Genomic DNA, 16,730 nt, shown 5'->3' with positions numbered 1-16,730 from the left:
GCTGGTTGCTTCCGCTCTCTGTGGGGTCCGGGCGTGTTCGACGGCAGGCAGGCATTCCGGCTGGGATGACGGGCGGGGCGGCGGGACGCCCCGCACGGGCACTCCGCCACTCAGGTGAACGGGGCGGGTCTCCCCCAGGTCACGCCCGGCACCGGGCGAGCCCACCGAACGGCGGCATGCGGTCCGGTGGATGCCGGGGCGGCGCTCCCCTGACCCCTCTACCTGAGGTCGTCGCCGGTGGCGGAATCGCCGTCTGCGGTGCCTCCGTCCGCGCGGACGGCGTTCGCTTCCTGCGCGTCCACGCGGTCCGCGCGTCGGTGTGATGCCGTCGGCTTCCCCGGTGTACGGGGGCCGGTGCTGCCCCGGCCGGCGGCGCTGGGCCGGGTGCCGTCCGCCACCGGAGTGCGGGAGCGTCGGCCTGATGGGCTCGGCACCTGTCCCTCGCCTGTCGCGGCGAGCGGTGAGGCGCCGGAGCGGGTTCGGCGGCGACGCCGTTGTTCCGGCACGTGCGGGGAGGGGCTCACCGGCGCGAGGGCTGCCGGGTGCGGAGGGACGGCCGGGTGCGTGGTGACGTCGGGCGCTTCGCTCGCCGGCTCGTGCCCTTCGCCCTCCGGCTGGGCCGCCTGCCCGCCACGTGCGCCACGTTCGGCATGCCCGTCACTCTCGGCACGTCCGCCGCATTCGGCAGGCTCCTCACGGTCGGCACGCTCGCTCCGCTCGGCACATTCGCTCCGCCCGACACGTTCGGCACGCTCGCCGCGCTCCGCACGTTCGGCGCGCAGGCAGCGGCGGACCGACTCGGGGTCCAGGCCTTCGTTGCAGGCCTGGTGCAGGAGGCGGGCGAAGAGGTAGTCGGGGTCCGCTCCGAGGGCCATGGCCAGGGCTTCCCTGGCTTCGAGTTCGTCACCGGTGGACCAGGCGACCCAGCCGGCGAGTGTGAGGGGCGCCGCGGCGTGTTCCGCGTAGGGGCCGACGCAGCGGCGGGCCAGTGCGCGCCAGAGACGGAGGGCGGGGCCCGCTTCGTCGCCCTCCATCCACTCGGCCGCCCGGTCACGGGTGGTGCGGTCCTGGAGGCCGAGGATCAGGGCGGCGGCTTCGTCGGCGCAGAGCAGGTCGTCGTCGCACCGGTCCGCTGCGGCGGGATTGGGGACGGGTGCCGTGTCGGCGAGGCGGTGCATGAGTCGTTCGGCCAGCTCGATCGTCTCGTCGGCCACCTCGGCGCGGCCGGTCTCGTCGAAGATCCTGGGGACGAGGGACATGCCCGCCGTGTCGAGTGCGACCTCCTGCTCGACGGCCACAGCGGTCTCGAGCGGCATCAGCCTGGCCCTGAGCTCGCGCAAGGTGCCGCGGACCTGGATCCCGGCGTAGGCGGCGGCTGCGGCCAGGACCGAGGTGCCGGGCAGGCCCATGGGCTCGCCCTCATCGGGGCAACAGCCCTGTCCGCCGCAGCAGTAGGACCAGAAGCGGCCGTCGGAAATGCACAGCGCCTCGATCACGGGCACGTCGAGACGACCGCAGGCCACGCGCAACTTGTGGGCCAGCGGCTGGAGCCGCTCCATGACGCTCTGGCCGGTCTCGCCCTTGGTGGGTTCCTGACACAGGTAGGCGACGATCTGCTCGGGGCGTGCTCCTCGGCGCTCGCCGCCCGTCACCAGCCCGTGGGCCAGTTGCTGCGCCACCGCGGCCCAGTCGTCGGGATGGGTGGGGATGCCGAGGCGGGCCCGGCCGCCGAACCGCCCACGGCCGCCCCTGTCGTGCAGGCTGACCAGGATGATGCTGTCCTCGGGCCGGTATCCGAGGAGGTACGGCAGGGCGTCGGCCAGTTCGGCGGGTGAGCGCAGGGTGACCTGATGGGTGCCGAGGTCTCCGTCGAACGGGGTCGGCCCGTGGGACGTGTACGGGGGTCGGCCCTCGTACGACACGTCGTCGTTGTCGAAGGGCCCGGTCATTTCGTCGTGGTTCGTCATGCGCCGACGATCTCGCGGATCGCAAGGTCCCCTTCGAACCTGTGGATAAGTCGGAGCAGGGACACGTCACGACGGACAGTTTCTGCAGGTCGGAGCGTTGTACATAGTCACATTTACCCCACCTCTCAACCCGCCGCAGCCAACATCAACGGCAGCACCTGCTCGGCCCCGGCCCGTCGCAACAACCGCGCCGCGACGGCCAAGGTCCACCCCGAGTCGGTGTAGTCGTCCACGAGCAGGACGGGCCCCGGCGCGGCGGCGATCGCCTCGGCCAGCTCCTGCGGCACGGCGAAGGCGCCGGACAGTGCCCGCAGGCGTTGCGCGGAGTTGCTGCGGCGGGCCGCGTGCGCGCCGTCGGGCCCGGTGTACGCCAGGGTGCCGAGGAACGGGAGGCGGCCCACGCTCGCGATGCCCTGCGCCAGGGAACCCACCAGGTGCGGACGGCTCAGGGACGGGACCGCGACGACGCCGACCGGCCTGGCCGTCGCCTCCGGGGTCTGGGTGGCCCATCCGCCGGGCGAGCGCGCCCAGTCGGCCAGGACGGCGACCGCGGCCCGCAGGACGTCGTCGGGGACGGGTCCGTCGGGTGCGTTCTCGGACAGCAGGGGGCGCAGACGGTTGCCCCAGCCGATGTCGGAGAGCCGGCCCAGGGCGCGCCCGGTGGAGCTCTGCTCGCCGGCCGGGATGCGGCCCTTGAGGTCGATGCCCAGTGCGGGCATCCCCGTGGGCCACATCCGGCGCGGCTCGATCTCCACGCCCGGGCGGTCCAGTTCCTTCGCCGCTCCTGTCAGCGCTTCCTCCGAGACGGAGGCGTCGATCCACGCTCCGGCGCAGTTGTCGCAGCGGCCGCAGGGCTTGGCCCCGTCGTCGTCCAGTTGCCGGCGCAGGAACTCCATCCGGCACTTGGACGTTGTCACGTAATCACGCATCGCCTGCTGCTCGGCCGCGCGCTGCCGTGCCACCCACTGGTACCGCTCGGCGTCGTACACCCATGGCTCTCCGGTGGAGATCCAGCCGCCCTTGACCCGCTTGACCGCGCCGTCCACGTCGAGCACCTTCAGCATGGTCTCCAGTCGGGTGCGCCGGAGGTCGACCAGGGCCTCCAGGGCCGGCACGGACAGCGGCCGTCCGGCGTCGGCGAGCGCCGCGAGGGTCTGGCGCACCTGTGCCTCGGGCGGGAAGGCGGTGTCGGCGAAGTACCGCCAGATCGCCTCGTCCTCCTTGCCCGGCAGCAGCAGCACCTCGGCGTGCTCCACGCCGCGGCCCGCTCGTCCCACCTGCTGGTAGTAGGCGATCGGCGAGGACGGTGAGCCGAGGTGCGCCACGAAGCCGAGGTCGGGCTTGTCGAAGCCCATGCCGAGCGCCGAGGTCGCGATGAGCGCCTTCACGCGGTTCTCCAGCAGGTCGGTCTCGGCCTGCTGGCGGTCGGCGTTCTCCGTGCGCCCGGTGTACGAGGCGACCCGGAAGCCGCGCTGCCGCAGGAAGGCGGTGGCCTCCTCCGCGGCGGCCACGGTCAGCGTGTACACGATCCCGGAGCCCGGCAGCTCGTCCAGGTGCTCGGCCAGCCAGGCGAGGCGGTGCGCGGCGTCCGGCAGTCGCACCACGCCGAGCCGCAGGCTCTCCCGCTCCAGGGAACCGCGCAGCACCAGGGCCTCGCCGGCGCCGGTGCCCAACTGTTCGGCCACGTCCGCCGTGACCCGTGCGTTGGCCGTCGCAGTGGTGGCCAGGACGGGGACGCCGGGGGCGAGGTCGGCGAGCATCGCGCGCAGCCGTCGGTAGTCCGGGCGGAAGTCGTGGCCCCAGTCGGAGATGCAGTGGGCCTCGTCGACCACCAGCAGGCCGGTCGTGGACGCGAGCTTGGGCAGCATCTGGTCGCGGAAGTCGACGGAGTTGAGGCGTTCCGGACTGACGAGGAGGACGTCGGTCTCGCCGCGCTCGACCTCCTCGTGGATGGTGCCCCACTCCTCGGGGTTGGCCGAGTTGATGGTGCGCGCCCGGATACCGGCGCGCGCGGCCGCCTCGACCTGGTTGCGCATGAGCGCCAGCAGCGGCGAGACGATCACCGTGGGACCCGCTCCCCGGCGGCGCAGCAGGGCCGTGGCCACGAAGTACACCGCGGACTTGCCCCAGCCGGTGCGCTGCACCACCAGTGCCCGCCGCCGCTCCCGCACCAGCGCCGCGACCGCCTGCCACTGGTCCTCCCGCAGCCGTGCGGTTCCTCCCGGAGCCCCCACCAGCTCGGCGAGGACGGCATCGGCTTCGGCGCGGAGCTCCTGGATGTCCATGCCTCCATGCAACCCGATACCCGGGGTCGCCTGCCAATCCGCCCTGCGGATGGCCCCGCCCTTCCGTGGGGTCGTGCGCGGGGTCGTCCGTCCCTGTGGATCACCCGTGACGGGGTGCGTTCGAACCGGTCGTGCCCGGGCGGAGCAGGCGTCACGTGCGCCCGTCCTGGGTAGTGATATAAGCCACGCATCGCCGCATAACCGTCGGTGGCCCCAATTGCTCGTTGCCGCATCCCAGTTCGACAGGAAGAATTGAGTTCCGCTCCCCGCACGGCTCGCCCGTGGCCCCGGTAGGGGTCTGTTGCGGTGCGCGCTCCCCCGAATCCGACCCGCCCGCTGTGTGGGCCGTAGCCGAAGGGAGGACCGTGACCTTCGGATTCGCTCCGTCCTCGGCGGCATCGTTGTCCGCGTCCGACGCTTCCGCCAACCGCTTGCTCGAACCCGCGGAATGGGCCGCAGCCGGCATACCGCTGCTGCGCAACCCCCGCGAGGTCGTGAGCGGGCTGCACGCGCGGCACCGGCCGGGCCCGGCCACCGCGATCGTGGCCGTGCTCGATGCGGACGAGCGACTCAGGGCCAGCGCCTCGTTCACCCGCCGCTCGGCTCCCGCCGACGGGTGGATGTTCCGCAACGCCCTCCTCGCCCAGCTGCGCCGGATCATTCCGCACGACCTGCGGCGCCGCACACCGGCGCGCACAGCCGTGCTGCTCTACTGCCGCGAGGGCGACGCGCGCTGGACGGAGGAGGACGGAGCGTGGATGTGGGGGCTGCGTGACGCGTGCACGCTGCACGGCTTGCGCTGCGGGGCGTACATCACCCTGACCGACGACGGCTGGCAGGTGCTCGGCGAGGGGCGGGGCGGCCGTCGGCCCAGCCTCGGGTCGGCTCCGGAGCCGTTCGCCCTCTCCGAGGTGCCGCCGCTGCCCCGCACCGGCGGCGCGGCATCCGACGTCCTGCGACGCGCCGCCGCACGCTGAGCGACAGCCGTCGGCCGAGCCACTACGGCACATCGGGCTTCCGGCCGACGCGCCGGGCCCCCGATCACCCGGTGGAGCACATGCGGCGTGCGGCGCGCAGCAGCCACATGCAGCTCGGCTTTTGCGCCAGCGCCTCAGGACGTTCCGGCGAGGACGGTCACCAGAACGCCCCTACGGCGAGCGTCAGACATCCGTACCGCCGTTGCCGGTGACGGCCGACGGGCGGACGCAGGGCATGCCGAGCCCGCGCATGCCCCGGCCACGCGCCGTCGCACACGCGTCAGCCGGCACCGGCGCCCCCTCCGGCCGTGACGCCGGAGGCACCCGTCCCGGCCGCCGGGGGCCCGGCTCAGACTCCCGTGCCCAGCACCGCGTTGATCTGCTGCGGGTCCCCGCAGCAGATCAGCAGGGCGCCGGCCCGGGCCTGAGCCAGGGGGAGGACGGTGGAGGCGGCGGAGGCGGAGCCTCCATTGAGCGCGACCACGACGACGGGACGCTCGGACGCCCGGCCCACGGCCTCGGCACCCGCGTAGAAGACGTCGTCCCGCGCGTCGTGCTGCGCCCAGTAGGACGCTTCACCGAAGGACAGTTCGTGGGTGGCCCACGGGTGCTGCTCGCCGGTGGTGACCACCAGCACGTCACCCGGAGCGCGGCCCGAATCCAGCAGGAGGTCCACGGCCTCCTCGGCGGCGTCCAGCGCACCTTCGGCCGAGGCCGGGATCAGCTGGACCTGCGGAGCCGTCGAGGGGGTGGCAACGGCCGGGGCCTGGGGCCCGGGCTTGGGTGCGGCCACGTCGCGGGGCGTGCGCTGCGCCGGAGCCGTCGGCCGCGGAGGACCGGGGCGGCCGGGGCGCGACGGAGCCGCGGGACGGGGGCCGGGTACGGGGCGGGGGGTCGGCGCGGTACGGCCACTGGCCGGCGTGGCGCGGGGACCCTGGGCACTCTCGTGAATCTGAGGCTCCTCGGGAATGAGAGGCATGAGCTGATTTTTATCAAACACTGGTGCGGTTCGCGCCAGTGGGTGGCACAACAGTGCGAACGGCAGGGTCAGAAGTCGAAGCCGAGTTGGCCCGCGACCTCCGGAACGCTCGCGTCCGCCCAGGTACGGGCCTTCTTGAGGTGCCGCCACTGGGGCAGCGCATCAAGATACGCCCACGACAACCGGTGGTACGGGGTGGGCCCCCACTCCTGCAGCGCGGCCTTGTGCACGGGCGACGGATACCCGGCGTTGTCCGCGAAACCGAAGTCTGCATGGTCGCTGCCCAGTTCGGCCATCATTTTGTCGCGCTGGACCTTGGCGAGCACCGAGGCGGCCGCGACGGCCACGCACGACTGGTCGCCCTTGATCACCGTGCGGACGCGCCAAGGGGTTCCGAGGTAGTCGTGCTTGCCGTCGAGGATGACCGCGTCGGGCCGGACCGGCAGGGCCTCCAGGGCCCGGACGGCGGCGAGCCGCAGCGCGGCCGTCATCCCCATGCCGTCGATCTCCTCGTGGGAGGCGTGTCCGAGGGCGTAGGAGGTCACCCACGTCCGCAGTTCCTCGGCCAGTTCGGTGCGGCGCTTGACGGTGAGGAGCTTGGAGTCGGTGAGGCCGGCGGGCGGTCGGCGCAGTCCGGTGACCGCGGCGCACACGGTGACGGGTCCGGCCCAGGCACCGCGGCCCACCTCGTCGACACCGGCAATGATCTTCGCTCCGGTCGTGGCGCGGAGGGAGCGCTCGACGGTGTGCGTGGGTGGTTCGTACGGCATGGCGCCCTTAGCCTACGCCGCCCGGATCGCTGCGCGACACCCCGGTTTCCCTCCGTGGATCCGGCTGCCCGGAAGTCGGCCCGAGCGCCCTTCGAGTACCCGTTTCGAGGCCGGCCGCCCCCCGTCCTGCCCCCCCCGCTCCGCCTCCCGCCCACCGACGGCACCCCGAGGGCACCCCGACGGAAGGAGCGGCCCCCGTTGCGCACCGGCTCAACCCCCGTGCGGCCGCAGCAACGGCAGCATCAGCTGGTCGACCATCTCCTCGAGCTCCTGGTCCTCCCATTCGCAGCCGCGCACCTTCGAGCGGTACATCATCATCGCCGGGACGGCGTCGAAGACGTAGCCGTTCGTCGCGTCGGGCCGCACCTCCCCGCGCTCGATCCCACGGCTGATGACCTGGTGGAGCAGTTCCACGGTCGGCCGCACGACACCCTCGAAGATCAGTGTCTGGAAGCGTTCCGCCTGCGCCGGATCGCATTCGTGAATCACCGCCCGGAGGGCGATTCCGGGGCGCGAGAACATCGCGTCCCGGGCCGTGCGGCACAGCGCCAGCAGGTCCTTGCGCACGGTGCCCAGGTCGGGCGCTTCGTCCAACCGCGGCAGCGCGACCTGGAGGGCGTCGGCGACGAGGTCCTCCTTCGACGGCCAGCGCCGGTAGACCGCGGCCTTTCCGGTCTGGGCGCCGGCGGCGACGCCCTCCATCGTGAGGCCATTCCAGCCGACGGTGCCGAGTTGTTCCAACGCCGCGTCGAGGATCGCGCGTTCGAGCACGGCGCCGCGCCGGCGGGGGGAGACCGCCTGAGCGGGGGCGGCCGTCCAGCGCGAAGTAACCATCCGAGTCTCTCCAGGTGCAGGTGAAGCGGGGGGTGCGGGGAAGCAGCGTGCGCCGGACGGCAGTTGGGGGGACGACACCGTCGCACGACGAAGACAGTGAACGCTTGCGTTCTCTACCGGGGACTCACTACCGTGGGCGCAACAGTGAACGCAAGCGTTCACTAAGCCATGCGTGGGGGACCCATAGTGACAACCTCTCAGTTGATCGAAGAACAGAAACCGGGTGCGGCCCGCCGACAAGGGCATCCCGGCATCGCGCTCACCGTCATCGCGGCCTGCCAACTCATGGTGGTCCTCGACGCGACGATTGTGAACATCGCGCTCCCGCACATTCAAGATGCGCTCAAGTTCAGCACCACGGACCTCACCTGGGTGGTCAGCGCCTACACGCTCACGTTCGGCGGTCTGCTGCTGCTCGGCGCGCGGGCCGGCGACATCCTCGGGCGACGCCGGGTGTTCATGACCGGCATCCTGCTGTTCACCTTCGCCTCGCTCCTGGGCGGAGTGGCCCAGGAACCCTGGCAGTTGCTCGCCGCACGCGCCCTGCAAGGCGTGGGAGGAGCGATCGCGTCCCCCACCTCCCTGGCGCTCATCACCACCACGTTCCCCGAAGGTCCGGAGAGGAACCGGGCCTTCGGAGTCTTCGCCGCCGTGTCGGCGGGCGGCGGTGCCATCGGTCTGCTCACCGGCGGCATGCTCACCGAATGGCTCGACTGGCGCTGGGTGCTGTTCGTCAACGTGCCCATCGGCGTGCTGATCGCCTTCCTGACCCCGCTGTACATCAGCGAGTCCGAACGCCACCCGGGGCGCTTCGACATCGCGGGCGCGATGACCTCGACGCTCGGCATGGCCTCCTTGGTGTACGGCTTCATCCGCGCCGCCGAGGAAGGCTGGCGGGACGACCTGACCCTGGGCTCCTTCGCGGCCGCCGTGGTCCTGCTGCTGGCCTTCGTCTACATCGAGACGCGGGCCAAGGAGCCGATCACCCCGTTGAGGATGTTCGCCGACCGCAACCGCTCCGGCACGTACGTGATCATGCTCAGCCTGGCCGCCGCCATGTTCGGCATGTTCTTCTACATCGTGCTGTTCGTGCAGAACGTGCTCGGCTACAGCCCGATCAAGGCCGGTGTCGCGTTCCTGCCCGTGACGTTCGCGATCGCCTTGGGCGCCGGTCTGTCGCAGCGGTTCCTGCCCGTGCTCGGCCCCAAGCCGTTCATGCTCAGCGGCACCGCCCTCGTGGTGGTCGGGCTGGTCTGGCTGACGTACATCAGCCCCGACAGCTCCTACCTCAGTGGCGTGCTCGGTCCGATGCTCGTGTTCGGCTTCGGCATGGGGCTGAACTTCGTGACCGCCACGGTCACGGCGGTCGCGGGCGTCGCTCCCCACGAGGCGGGCGCGGCGTCCGGGCTGCTCAACGCCATGCAGCAGGTCGGCGGTTCGCTCGGCCTGTCCATCCTGACCACCGTCTTCGGGTCGGCCGGCAAGGACGAGGCGAAGAAGCAGGTGCCGCGGTTCCTGGCCGACGGGTCGCCGGAGCAGAAGGCGGAGTTCGCCAGGACGCACCAGCTGCCCGGACCGTGGGGACACGAAGTGCTCGCCCACGGCATCTCGACGGCCTTCATCCCGGCGGCCGCCATGGGCGTACTGGGCCTGGCCACCGCCTGGTTCGTCATCAGGGTCCGCAAGAGCGACCTGGAGGCCCTGTCCGGCACGGCCGGCCCGATCGTGGGCTGACCGGGGAGCCGGACCCCCTGGGACCGAACGGGCCGGGTCACCGGCGGGCGCGGGCGCACCGCGTCCGCGGGGGCCCGGCCCAGCCCGTCCCCGCGGCCGGCAGGCACCTCGGATCCGCGCTCCCCACCCCATACACACCACCCCTAGACCTCGCACATCCCCTCCAGAGCATCCGCACCTCACACAGCGGATGTCCGGACAACGGCGCGCGGTCACACAGAGTTCCCGCCGAGCACGGAGAGTTTCCCAGGCAGTCTCCGGGACGGCTCAGCGGCGCGTCAGGCGGACACCGCCGCCCACTCCGGCAGCGCCTCCGTCCGTTCCGCCCACGCCGCCGGTGGCGCCCCCGCCCGACCCGCGGCGACGATCCCGCCCACGATCGCGCAGGTGGTGTCGACGTCCCCGCCGACCTGCGCGGTCGTCCAGAACGCCTCCTCGTAGCCGCCCAGGGAGCGGGCAGCCGACCAGACGGCGAAGGGGACGGTGTCGTGCGCGGTCGTACGGCGTCCGCAGCCCAGGACCGCCGCTACGGTGGCCGCGTCGCCGTAGTCGAGCATGTCCCGCGCTCGTCGCAGGCCGGCACCGACCGCGCTCCGCGGGACGAGCGCGATCACGCCGTCGAGGAGTGACTCGGGGGTCGGCGGGCCGTCGGGCGCGGCGGCCAGTGCGGCGGCCGCGGCCACGGCCATGGCGCCGACCACCGCTTCCCGGTGCTGGTGCGTGGGGTAGGCCGAGATCTCGGCCTGGTGGGTGGCCTGCTCGGGATCGTCCGCGTACCAGGCGCCGAGCGGGGCGATGCGCATGGCGGCGCCGTTGCCCCAGGAGCCCTGGCCGTTGAACAGCGCGGCGGACAGCTCGCGCCAGTCGCCGCCCTCCCGGACCAGCCGCAGGAGCCGGTTGACGGCGGGCCCGTAGCCCCGGTCGAAGTCGTGGTGCTCGGCGAAGGAACGCGCCAGGGCGTCCTGATCGATGCGCCCGTGCGCGGCGAGGACCGCCACGACGGAGCAGGCCATCTCCGTGTCGTCGGTCCACTGCCAGGGCCCGGACGGCAGCTCGCGGCGCTTGAGCAGCGGGACGTTCACCGGTACGAAGAACTGGGAGCCCAGCGCGTCGCCGACGGCGAGTCCGCGCAGGCTTGCGAGGGCGCGCTCCAGGCGCCCGTCGGAAGAGGTGTCTGAGATCATCGGTTCTGCCACTCTATCCGGTGATCCCGTACGATTCCGGGTCACGCCAGCGGTCGAACGGCCGGTCGAGGGTGTACTTGCCGTCGTCGCCCAGAACGAGCATCCGCATCTCCGCGTTCCCGGGATTGGACAGCGACTCGAATTCGGCGACGGTCCAGTGGAACCAGCGCATGCAGAACAGGCGCATGGCCAGGCCGTGGGTGACGAGGAGGACGTTCGGCGGGTGGTCGGGGGCCTCGAAGCTGCGGAAGAGGCTCTCCAGGAAGTTGCCGACGCGGTCGTAGACGTCGGCGCCGCTCTCCCCCTGGGCGAAGCGGTAGAAGAAGTGCCCGTAGGCGTCGCGGTAGGCCTTCTGCAGGCGCACGTCGTCGCGGTCCTGCCAGTTCCCCCAGTCCTGCTCGCGCAGCCTGGGCTCCTCACGCACGCGGATGAGCTCCTGGTCGAGGTGGAAGGCGCGCAGGGTCTCGTGCGTGCGCCGGTACGGGGAGACGTAGACGCTGATCTGCTCGCGGCCGAAGACCTCTCGCAGTGTCTTGCCGGTCTCCTCGGCCTGCCGCCACCCGCGCTCGGTCAGCGCCAAGGCGTGGTCGGGTTCACGCTCGTACACGGTGTCATCAACATTGCCCGTTGACTCCCCGTGGCGGACAAGGACGATGCGCCGTGGTCGTGCCATGCCAAAACCCTAGATCGGATGGCGCGATTGCGAGCACTCGTGCGGGCTCCGTACGGCGTACGTCACACCGAGCGTGCTCCAGAGGTCACAAGGCGGTGCTCAAACGGTCCAGGTGGGTTCCAGCTCGACGATGTCACCGGTGAGCGAGGCGATGTCGGCCTCCGTCTGGGCCCGCAGGGAGAGCCGCTCGATGCGCTCGGTCCGGTACTTACCGTGCTCGGCCTGTGAGCGCCACATCGACAGCACCAGGAACTCATGGCCGGGCGCCTCGGCGAACAGCCCGCGGATCATGCCGGGGGAACCGGCCATCGCGGGGTTCCAGACCTTCTCCTGCATCAGGGTGTAGTGCTCGGCCCGCTCCTCGTGGACGCGGCACAGGGCCACGCGCAGCAGGTCGGCGTCCGTGAAGCGCGGCTCGAAACCGGTCTTGACGTCGAAGCGGTAGTCGAAGAGCCGGGCCTGGACGTCCTTGAAGGTGCCGGCCTGCGCCGCCGCGAGGCGGTCGTGGGAGCGGGCCATGAAGGAGTCGTAGAAGGCGCGGCTCTCCCAGAACGCGAAGACGTGGGCCACGGACGGCCGTCGCCGGCTCCAGCCCCCGCCCTGTCCGCGAAACCCAGGCTCCCCCAGAAGCCCCGCCCACTTCCGCTGCGCGCGCTCGAAACCGCGGCGGTCCACCACGGTGCAGCGAATCCACTTGACCAGCACCGCGCCATCGTAAGGCCAGCGGGCGTGGCGTCGGTCACGCTGAGCGCACCTCTGGCGCACGGACGCGTACGCGCGCGTGGCAGGATGGACAACCCGCCCCGGGGAACGGTCGGTTAAGGCCGACGACCGACCGGGAACGGGCAGTCGGGCACATGGGCAGACGGGGAAGGGGAGCCTGGTGAACGGTCTCAACAAGGGGATCCGCAAGGTCGAAGCCGCGGTGAAGTGGGATCCGAGCCCGGCCGGGCAGCCGCCCACCGACCTCGACATCGTTGCCGCCACCTATCTGGCGAGCGACCCGCACGGCGAACCCGCGTACGTCGTGCACTTCGACAGCCGTTCCCCCGACGGCACGGTCTACCTCAACCGGGACAGCACGGACGGCAAAGGCTTCGGCTGGGACGAGGTCCTCACGGTCGAACTCGAGCGGCTGGACCCGCGGTACGCGCGCGTGGTGGTCGGTGTCGTGATCCAGCAGCGGCCGGCCCACCGCACGTTCGTGAGCGTGGTCAACCCGGGCTTCCGGGTACGCGAGGGCTACTCCGTCCTGGCCGAGGGCGACTTCGGTTCCGTCCTCGGCGCCACGGCGGCGACGTTCGCGGACTTCGTGCGGGATCCGGACGAGGGCTGGACGTTCCGCGACGGTGTGCGGGGCTTCGAGGACGACCCGGCCACGTTCACCCGGCTCATGGGCCGGCTCGGCCAGGCGTGAGGCGTTCGGGGAGCTGAGGGGGGCGCGCTGCTGCGGCAGGCGCCCGCGCCCCTCACCTCCTGCCTCTCCCCCGGATCAGCCCGCGCTGTTCCAGCCGGGCACGGTCGGCAGGACGCGCTCGGCGACGCGCAGCAGCGCCGCGTCGTCGGGCGTCACGTTGTCCTGGCGCCAGATCACGATCTCCAGGGAGCCGCCGCCGTCCTCGGCGCTCGGCGCGACCATCAGGCAGCGGGCGATGCCACCGGGGGCACTGCTCGCCCCCTTGCCGCCGAGGTTGAAGCTGAGCTCGATGGTCCGGTCCGAGTAGAGGACCGCAGGGTGTCCGAGGAGGGTCTTCTTCTCGGCGTTGTGGCCCAGGAGCGCGCCCATCCGGGCGACCGGGATGTCGTCGTACGAGGCGGACAGCTTCACGGAGTAGGTGTCCAGGTCGACACTGCCCTCGGGCGTGGTGATCTTGGTACCGCCGGCGAGGGTGAAGGAGCTCTCGTTGCCGTTGGCGCTCCGGGCGCGCTCGGCCGGCGTGCCGAGGAGCGTGGGCAGGTCCGGGCGGTTGAGCGCCTCGCACAGTTGTGCGCCGGAGACCCGTTGCGCCCGCGGGGGCGCGCTCGACGAGGAAGAGCACACGGCCGGCTTCCCGTCGTCGGAGGTGTTGCCCACGGCGTCCCCCAGCGCCCACAGCCCCACCGCGAGGCCGCCGACCAGCAGCAGCGCCGCGGCCGCCTGGGCGCCCGCGCTCGTCGTCTTCTCCGGTTCGGCGGCACCGTCGGCCATGTCCCCCACCTGCACTTCCCTGTCCCCCCACTTGTAGTGCGCCTGACATGGCGCCGGTGGAGCCTAGCCGGTGATCGTTCCGCGGCAAACAGGAAAAAGCGGGGGGACCACCGTGGTGGTCCCCCCGCTCGGCGAGGTGCCGGTCAGACCGGTGCCGGGGTCAGCTGCAACCGCTGGTGGAGCCGCAGCCCTCGCAGATGTAGCAGGAACCGGCGCGCTGCATCTTCGTACCGCAGGAGAAGCAGAGCGGGGCGTCGGCCTGGATGCCCAGCTGCATCTCGACCAGCTCGGCGCTGGTGTGGGCCTGCTTCAGGACGGGCTTGGCCGTCTCGGTGGACGCCGCGGGGGTGGCCACGGCCTTCAGGTCCGTCTGGCGCGGCGCCGACTGGGCGAGGCCCTCGACGTCGACGTCCTCCTCGGCCGGCTCGTAGGAGCCGGTCTCCAGGTGGCGCTGGCGCTCCTCGGCGGAGTGGATGCCGAGCGCGGAGCGCGTCTCGAACGGCAGGAAGTCCAGCGCGAGGCGGCGGAAGATGTAGTCGACGATCGACTGCGCCATCCGCACGTCCGGGTCGTCCGTCATGCCGGCCGGCTCGAAGCGCATGTTGGTGAACTTCGAGACGTACGTCTCCAGCGGCACGCCGTACTGCAGGCCGACGGAGACGGCAATGGAGAAGGCGTCCATCATGCCCGCGAGGGTCGAGCCCTGCTTGGACATCTTCAGGAAGACCTCGCCCAGGCCGTCGTCCGGGTAGGAGTTGGCCGTCATGTAGCCCTCGGCGCCACCGACGGTGAAGGACGTGGTGATGCCGGGACGTCCCTTCGGGAGGCGCTTGCGGACCGGGCGGTACTCGACGACCTTCTCGACCTTGGTCTCGACGGCGGCGGGCGCCTCCGTCTTGGCCTCGGCCTTGTCGTCGCCCTTGGTCTTGGCGGACAGCGGCTGGCCGACCTTGCAGTTGTCGCGGTAGATCGCGAGGGCCTTGACGCCGAGCTTCCAGGCCTCGTAGTAGATCTCCTCGACCTCCTCGACGGTCGCCGTCTCCGGCATGTTGACCGTCTTGGAGATGGCGCCGGAGATCCACGGCTGGATCGCGGCCATCATGCGCACGTGGCCCATCGGGGAGATGGCGCGCTCGCCCATGGCGCAGTCGAACACCTCGTAGTGCTCGGGCTTGAGGCCGGGGGCGTCGATCACATTGCCGTTCTCGGCGATGTGGGCGACGATCGCCTCGATCTGCTCCTCCTGGTAGCCCAGGCGGCGCAGGGCCTGCGGGACGGTGCCGTTGACGATCTGCATCGAGCCGCCGCCGACCAGCTTCTTGAACTTCACGAGCGCCAGGTCGGGCTCGACGCCGGTGGTGTCGCAGGACATCGCCAGGCCGATGGTGCCGGTCGGGGCGAGCACGGACGCCTGGGCGTTGCGGAAGCCGTTGCCCTCGCCGAGGCGCAGGACGTCCTGCCAGGCCTCCGTGGCGGCGGCCCACACCGGGGTGTCCAGGTCGTCCACGCGGACGGCCGTGCCGTTGGCGTCGGAGTGCTGCTTCATGACGCGGTTGTGCGCGTCGGCGTTGCGGGCGTAACCGTCGTACGGGCCGACGACGGCGGCCAGTTCGGCGGAACGGCGGTAGGCCGTGCCGGTCATCAGGGAGGTGATGGCACCGGCGAGGGCGCGGCCGCCGTCGGAGTCGTAGGCGTGGCCGGTCGCCATCAGCAGGGCGCCGAGGTTGGCGTAGCCGATGCCGAGCTGGCGGAACGCGCGCGTGTTCTCGCCGATCTTCTGGGTCGGGAAGTCCGCGAAGCAGATCGAGATGTCCATCGCGGTGATGACCAGCTCGACGACCTTCTGGAAGCGCTCCGTCTCGAAGGACTGGCTGCCCTTGCCGTCGTCCTTCAGGAACTTCATCAGGTTCAGCGAGGCGAGGTTGCAGGACGTGTTGTCCAGGTGCATGTACTCGCTGCACGGGTTCGACGCGGTGATCCGGCCGGACTCGGGGCAGGTGTGCCAGTTGTTGATCGTGTCGTCGTACTGGATGCCGGGGTCGGCGCAGGCCCAGGCGGCCTCGGCGATCTTGCGGAAGAGTTCCTTGGCGTCGACCTCCTCGATCACGTCACCGGTCATGCGCGCGCGCAGGCCGAACTTGCCGCCCTGCTCGACCGCCTTCATGAACTCGTCGTTGACGCGGACCGAGTTGTTGGCGTTCTGGTACTGGACGGACGTGATGTCGTCGCCGCCCAGGTCCATGTCGTATCCCGCGTCACGCAGGACACGGATCTTCTCCTCTTCCTTCACCTTGGTCTCGATGAAGTCCTCGATGTCCGGGTGGTCGACGTCGAGGACGACCATCTTCGCGGCGCGGCGGGTGGCACCACCGGACTTGATGGTGCCGGCGGACGCGTCGGCACCCCGCATGAAGGAGACCGGGCCGGAGGCGTTGCCGCCGGAGGACAGCAGCTCCTTGGAGGAGCGGATGCGGGAGAGGTTCAGGCCGGCGCCGGAGCCGCCCTTGAAGATCATGCCCTCTTCCTTGTACCAGTCGAGGATCGACTCCATGGAGTCGTCGACCGACAGGATGAAGCAGGCGGAGACCTGCTGCGGCTGGGGCGTGCCGACGTTGAACCAGACGGGGCTGTTGAAGCTGAAGATCTGGTGCAGCAGGGCGTAGGCCAGCTCGTGCTCGAAGATCTCGGCGTCCGCGGGCGAGGCGAAGTACTTGTAGTCCTCACCGGCCTTGCGGTACGTCTTCACGATGCGGTCGATCAGCTGCTTGAGGCTGGTCTCGCGCTGCGGGGTGCCGACGGCCCCGCGGAAGTACTTGCTGGTGACGATGTTGACCGCGTTCACCGACCAGAAGTCGGGGAACTCGACGCCACGCTGCTCGAAATTGACCGAGCCGTCGCGCCAGTTGGTCATGACGACGTCACGGTGCGCCCAGGCCACCTCGTCGTACGGGTGCACGCCGGGGGTGGTGTGGATGCGCTCGATACGCAGACCCTTGGTGGCCTTGGTCCCCTTGGCCCGGGAACCTCGTGCCGGACCGCTCGCCGTCTCTGTCATGCCGCCTCCCTGTACAGGCAAAAACGCCCTGAAATGCCACGATGTTCCCGTGGCACGGTGATGTGTCTGGTGTTGCGGGCACCC

At 71.3% G+C, this 16,730-nt stretch carries 13 protein-coding genes; 3 read left to right on the top strand and 10 right to left on the bottom strand.

The window, feature by feature from the left end; genetic code table 11:
* Positions 1-218: 218 nt before the first annotated feature.
* Together E4U91_RS25890 and E4U91_RS25885 are read right to left on the bottom strand one after the other, a co-directional pair.
* A complete protein-coding gene (locus tag E4U91_RS25890) occupies positions 219-1,967 on the bottom strand; it encodes a DUF4192 domain-containing protein (protein WP_137309045.1) in 1,749 nt (582 codons plus the stop codon).
* Between the two features lie 125 nt (positions 1,968-2,092).
* Positions 2,093-4,252: a RecQ family ATP-dependent DNA helicase gene (locus tag E4U91_RS25885; RefSeq protein WP_137309044.1), complete on the bottom strand. Its 2,160-nt coding sequence runs from the start codon at positions 4,250-4,252 to the stop codon at positions 2,093-2,095.
* A 365-nt stretch (positions 4,253-4,617) separates the two neighbouring features.
* Here E4U91_RS25885 and E4U91_RS25880 point away from each other — a divergent pair, with 365 nt between their 5' ends.
* Positions 4,618-5,229 carry a hypothetical protein gene (locus tag E4U91_RS25880; protein ID WP_137309043.1) on the top strand — a complete coding sequence of 204 codons (612 nt, stop codon included), beginning with the start codon at positions 4,618-4,620 and terminating at the stop codon, positions 5,227-5,229.
* A gap of 349 nt (positions 5,230-5,578) precedes the next feature.
* Here E4U91_RS25880 and E4U91_RS25875 read toward each other — a convergent pair whose 3' ends face one another.
* The 3 genes from E4U91_RS25875 to E4U91_RS25865 form a co-directional block, all read right to left on the bottom strand.
* Positions 5,579-6,208 (bottom strand): hypothetical protein, encoded by a 630-nt coding sequence (locus E4U91_RS25875; protein ID WP_137309042.1) that lies wholly within the window; start codon positions 6,206-6,208, stop codon positions 5,579-5,581.
* 68 nt (positions 6,209-6,276) lie between these two features.
* The gene (locus tag E4U91_RS25870; protein WP_137309041.1) at positions 6,277-6,978 is read right to left on the bottom strand and encodes a ribonuclease HII; all 702 of its coding nucleotides are present in this window, start codon (positions 6,976-6,978) and stop codon (positions 6,277-6,279) included.
* Between the two features lie 210 nt (positions 6,979-7,188).
* Complete coding sequence (locus tag E4U91_RS25865) at positions 7,189-7,812, bottom strand: TetR/AcrR family transcriptional regulator (RefSeq protein WP_137309040.1); 624 nt, start codon at positions 7,810-7,812, stop codon at positions 7,189-7,191.
* Between the two features lie 186 nt (positions 7,813-7,998).
* Here E4U91_RS25865 and E4U91_RS25860 point away from each other — a divergent pair, with 186 nt between their 5' ends.
* The gene (locus tag E4U91_RS25860; protein ID WP_137309039.1) at positions 7,999-9,546 is read left to right on the top strand and encodes an MFS transporter; all 1,548 of its coding nucleotides are present in this window, start codon (positions 7,999-8,001) and stop codon (positions 9,544-9,546) included.
* Between the two features lie 278 nt (positions 9,547-9,824).
* On the opposite strand, the gene E4U91_RS25855 is transcribed toward E4U91_RS25860, so the two are convergent.
* The 3 genes from E4U91_RS25855 to E4U91_RS25845 form a co-directional block, all read right to left on the bottom strand.
* A complete protein-coding gene (locus tag E4U91_RS25855) occupies positions 9,825-10,730 on the bottom strand; it encodes an ADP-ribosylglycohydrolase family protein (protein ID WP_137309038.1) in 906 nt (301 codons plus the stop codon).
* Positions 10,731-10,743: 13 nt separating this feature from the next.
* Positions 10,744-11,403: a histidine phosphatase family protein gene (locus E4U91_RS25850; protein ID WP_079084514.1), complete on the bottom strand. Its 660-nt coding sequence runs from the start codon at positions 11,401-11,403 to the stop codon at positions 10,744-10,746.
* Positions 11,404-11,502: 99 nt separating this feature from the next.
* Positions 11,503-12,108 (bottom strand): YdbC family protein, encoded by a 606-nt coding sequence (locus E4U91_RS25845; protein WP_137309037.1) that lies wholly within the window; start codon positions 12,106-12,108, stop codon positions 11,503-11,505.
* A gap of 178 nt (positions 12,109-12,286) precedes the next feature.
* Here E4U91_RS25845 and E4U91_RS25840 point away from each other — a divergent pair, with 178 nt between their 5' ends.
* Positions 12,287-12,820 (top strand): TerD family protein, encoded by a 534-nt coding sequence (locus tag E4U91_RS25840; RefSeq protein ID WP_137309036.1) that lies wholly within the window; start codon positions 12,287-12,289, stop codon positions 12,818-12,820.
* 75 nt (positions 12,821-12,895) lie between these two features.
* Here the strand turns inward: E4U91_RS25840 and E4U91_RS25835 are convergent, their stop codons facing one another.
* A complete protein-coding gene (locus E4U91_RS25835) occupies positions 12,896-13,591 on the bottom strand; it encodes a DUF6215 domain-containing protein (RefSeq protein WP_137309035.1) in 696 nt (231 codons plus the stop codon).
* A gap of 160 nt (positions 13,592-13,751) precedes the next feature.
* On the bottom strand, positions 13,752-16,646 hold the full coding sequence (locus E4U91_RS25830) for a vitamin B12-dependent ribonucleotide reductase (RefSeq protein ID WP_137309034.1): 2,895 nt from the start codon (positions 16,644-16,646) through the stop codon (positions 13,752-13,754).
* Positions 16,647-16,730 lie beyond the last annotated feature (84 nt).

The organism is Streptomyces lasalocidi (assembly GCF_005280215.1).
Taxonomy (GTDB): Bacteria; Actinomycetota; Actinomycetes; order Streptomycetales; family Streptomycetaceae; genus Streptomyces; species Streptomyces longwoodensis.
This window is presented reverse-complemented; position numbering and strand designations above follow the sequence as displayed.

Bases quoted from the DNA above. Each gene is read 5' to 3' on its own strand.
- E4U91_RS25890 (WP_137309045.1), bottom strand. From the start codon at position 1,967: ATGACGAACCACGACGAAATGACCGGGCCCTTCGACAACGACGACGTG.
- E4U91_RS25885 (WP_137309044.1), bottom strand. From the start codon at position 4,252: ATGGACATCCAGGAGCTCCGCGCCGAAGCCGATGCCGTCCTCGCCGAG.
- E4U91_RS25875 (WP_137309042.1), bottom strand. From the start codon at position 6,208: ATGCCTCTCATTCCCGAGGAGCCTCAGATTCACGAGAGTGCCCAGGGT.
- E4U91_RS25870 (WP_137309041.1), bottom strand. From the start codon at position 6,978: ATGCCGTACGAACCACCCACGCACACCGTCGAGCGCTCCCTCCGCGCC.
- E4U91_RS25865 (WP_137309040.1), bottom strand. From the start codon at position 7,812: ATGGTTACTTCGCGCTGGACGGCCGCCCCCGCTCAGGCGGTCTCCCCC.
- E4U91_RS25855 (WP_137309038.1), bottom strand. From the start codon at position 10,730: ATGATCTCAGACACCTCTTCCGACGGGCGCCTGGAGCGCGCCCTCGCA.
- E4U91_RS25850 (WP_079084514.1), bottom strand. From the start codon at position 11,403: ATGGCACGACCACGGCGCATCGTCCTTGTCCGCCACGGGGAGTCAACG.
- E4U91_RS25835 (WP_137309035.1), bottom strand. From the start codon at position 13,591: ATGGCCGACGGTGCCGCCGAACCGGAGAAGACGACGAGCGCGGGCGCC.
- E4U91_RS25830 (WP_137309034.1), bottom strand. From the start codon at position 16,646: ATGACAGAGACGGCGAGCGGTCCGGCACGAGGTTCCCGGGCCAAGGGG.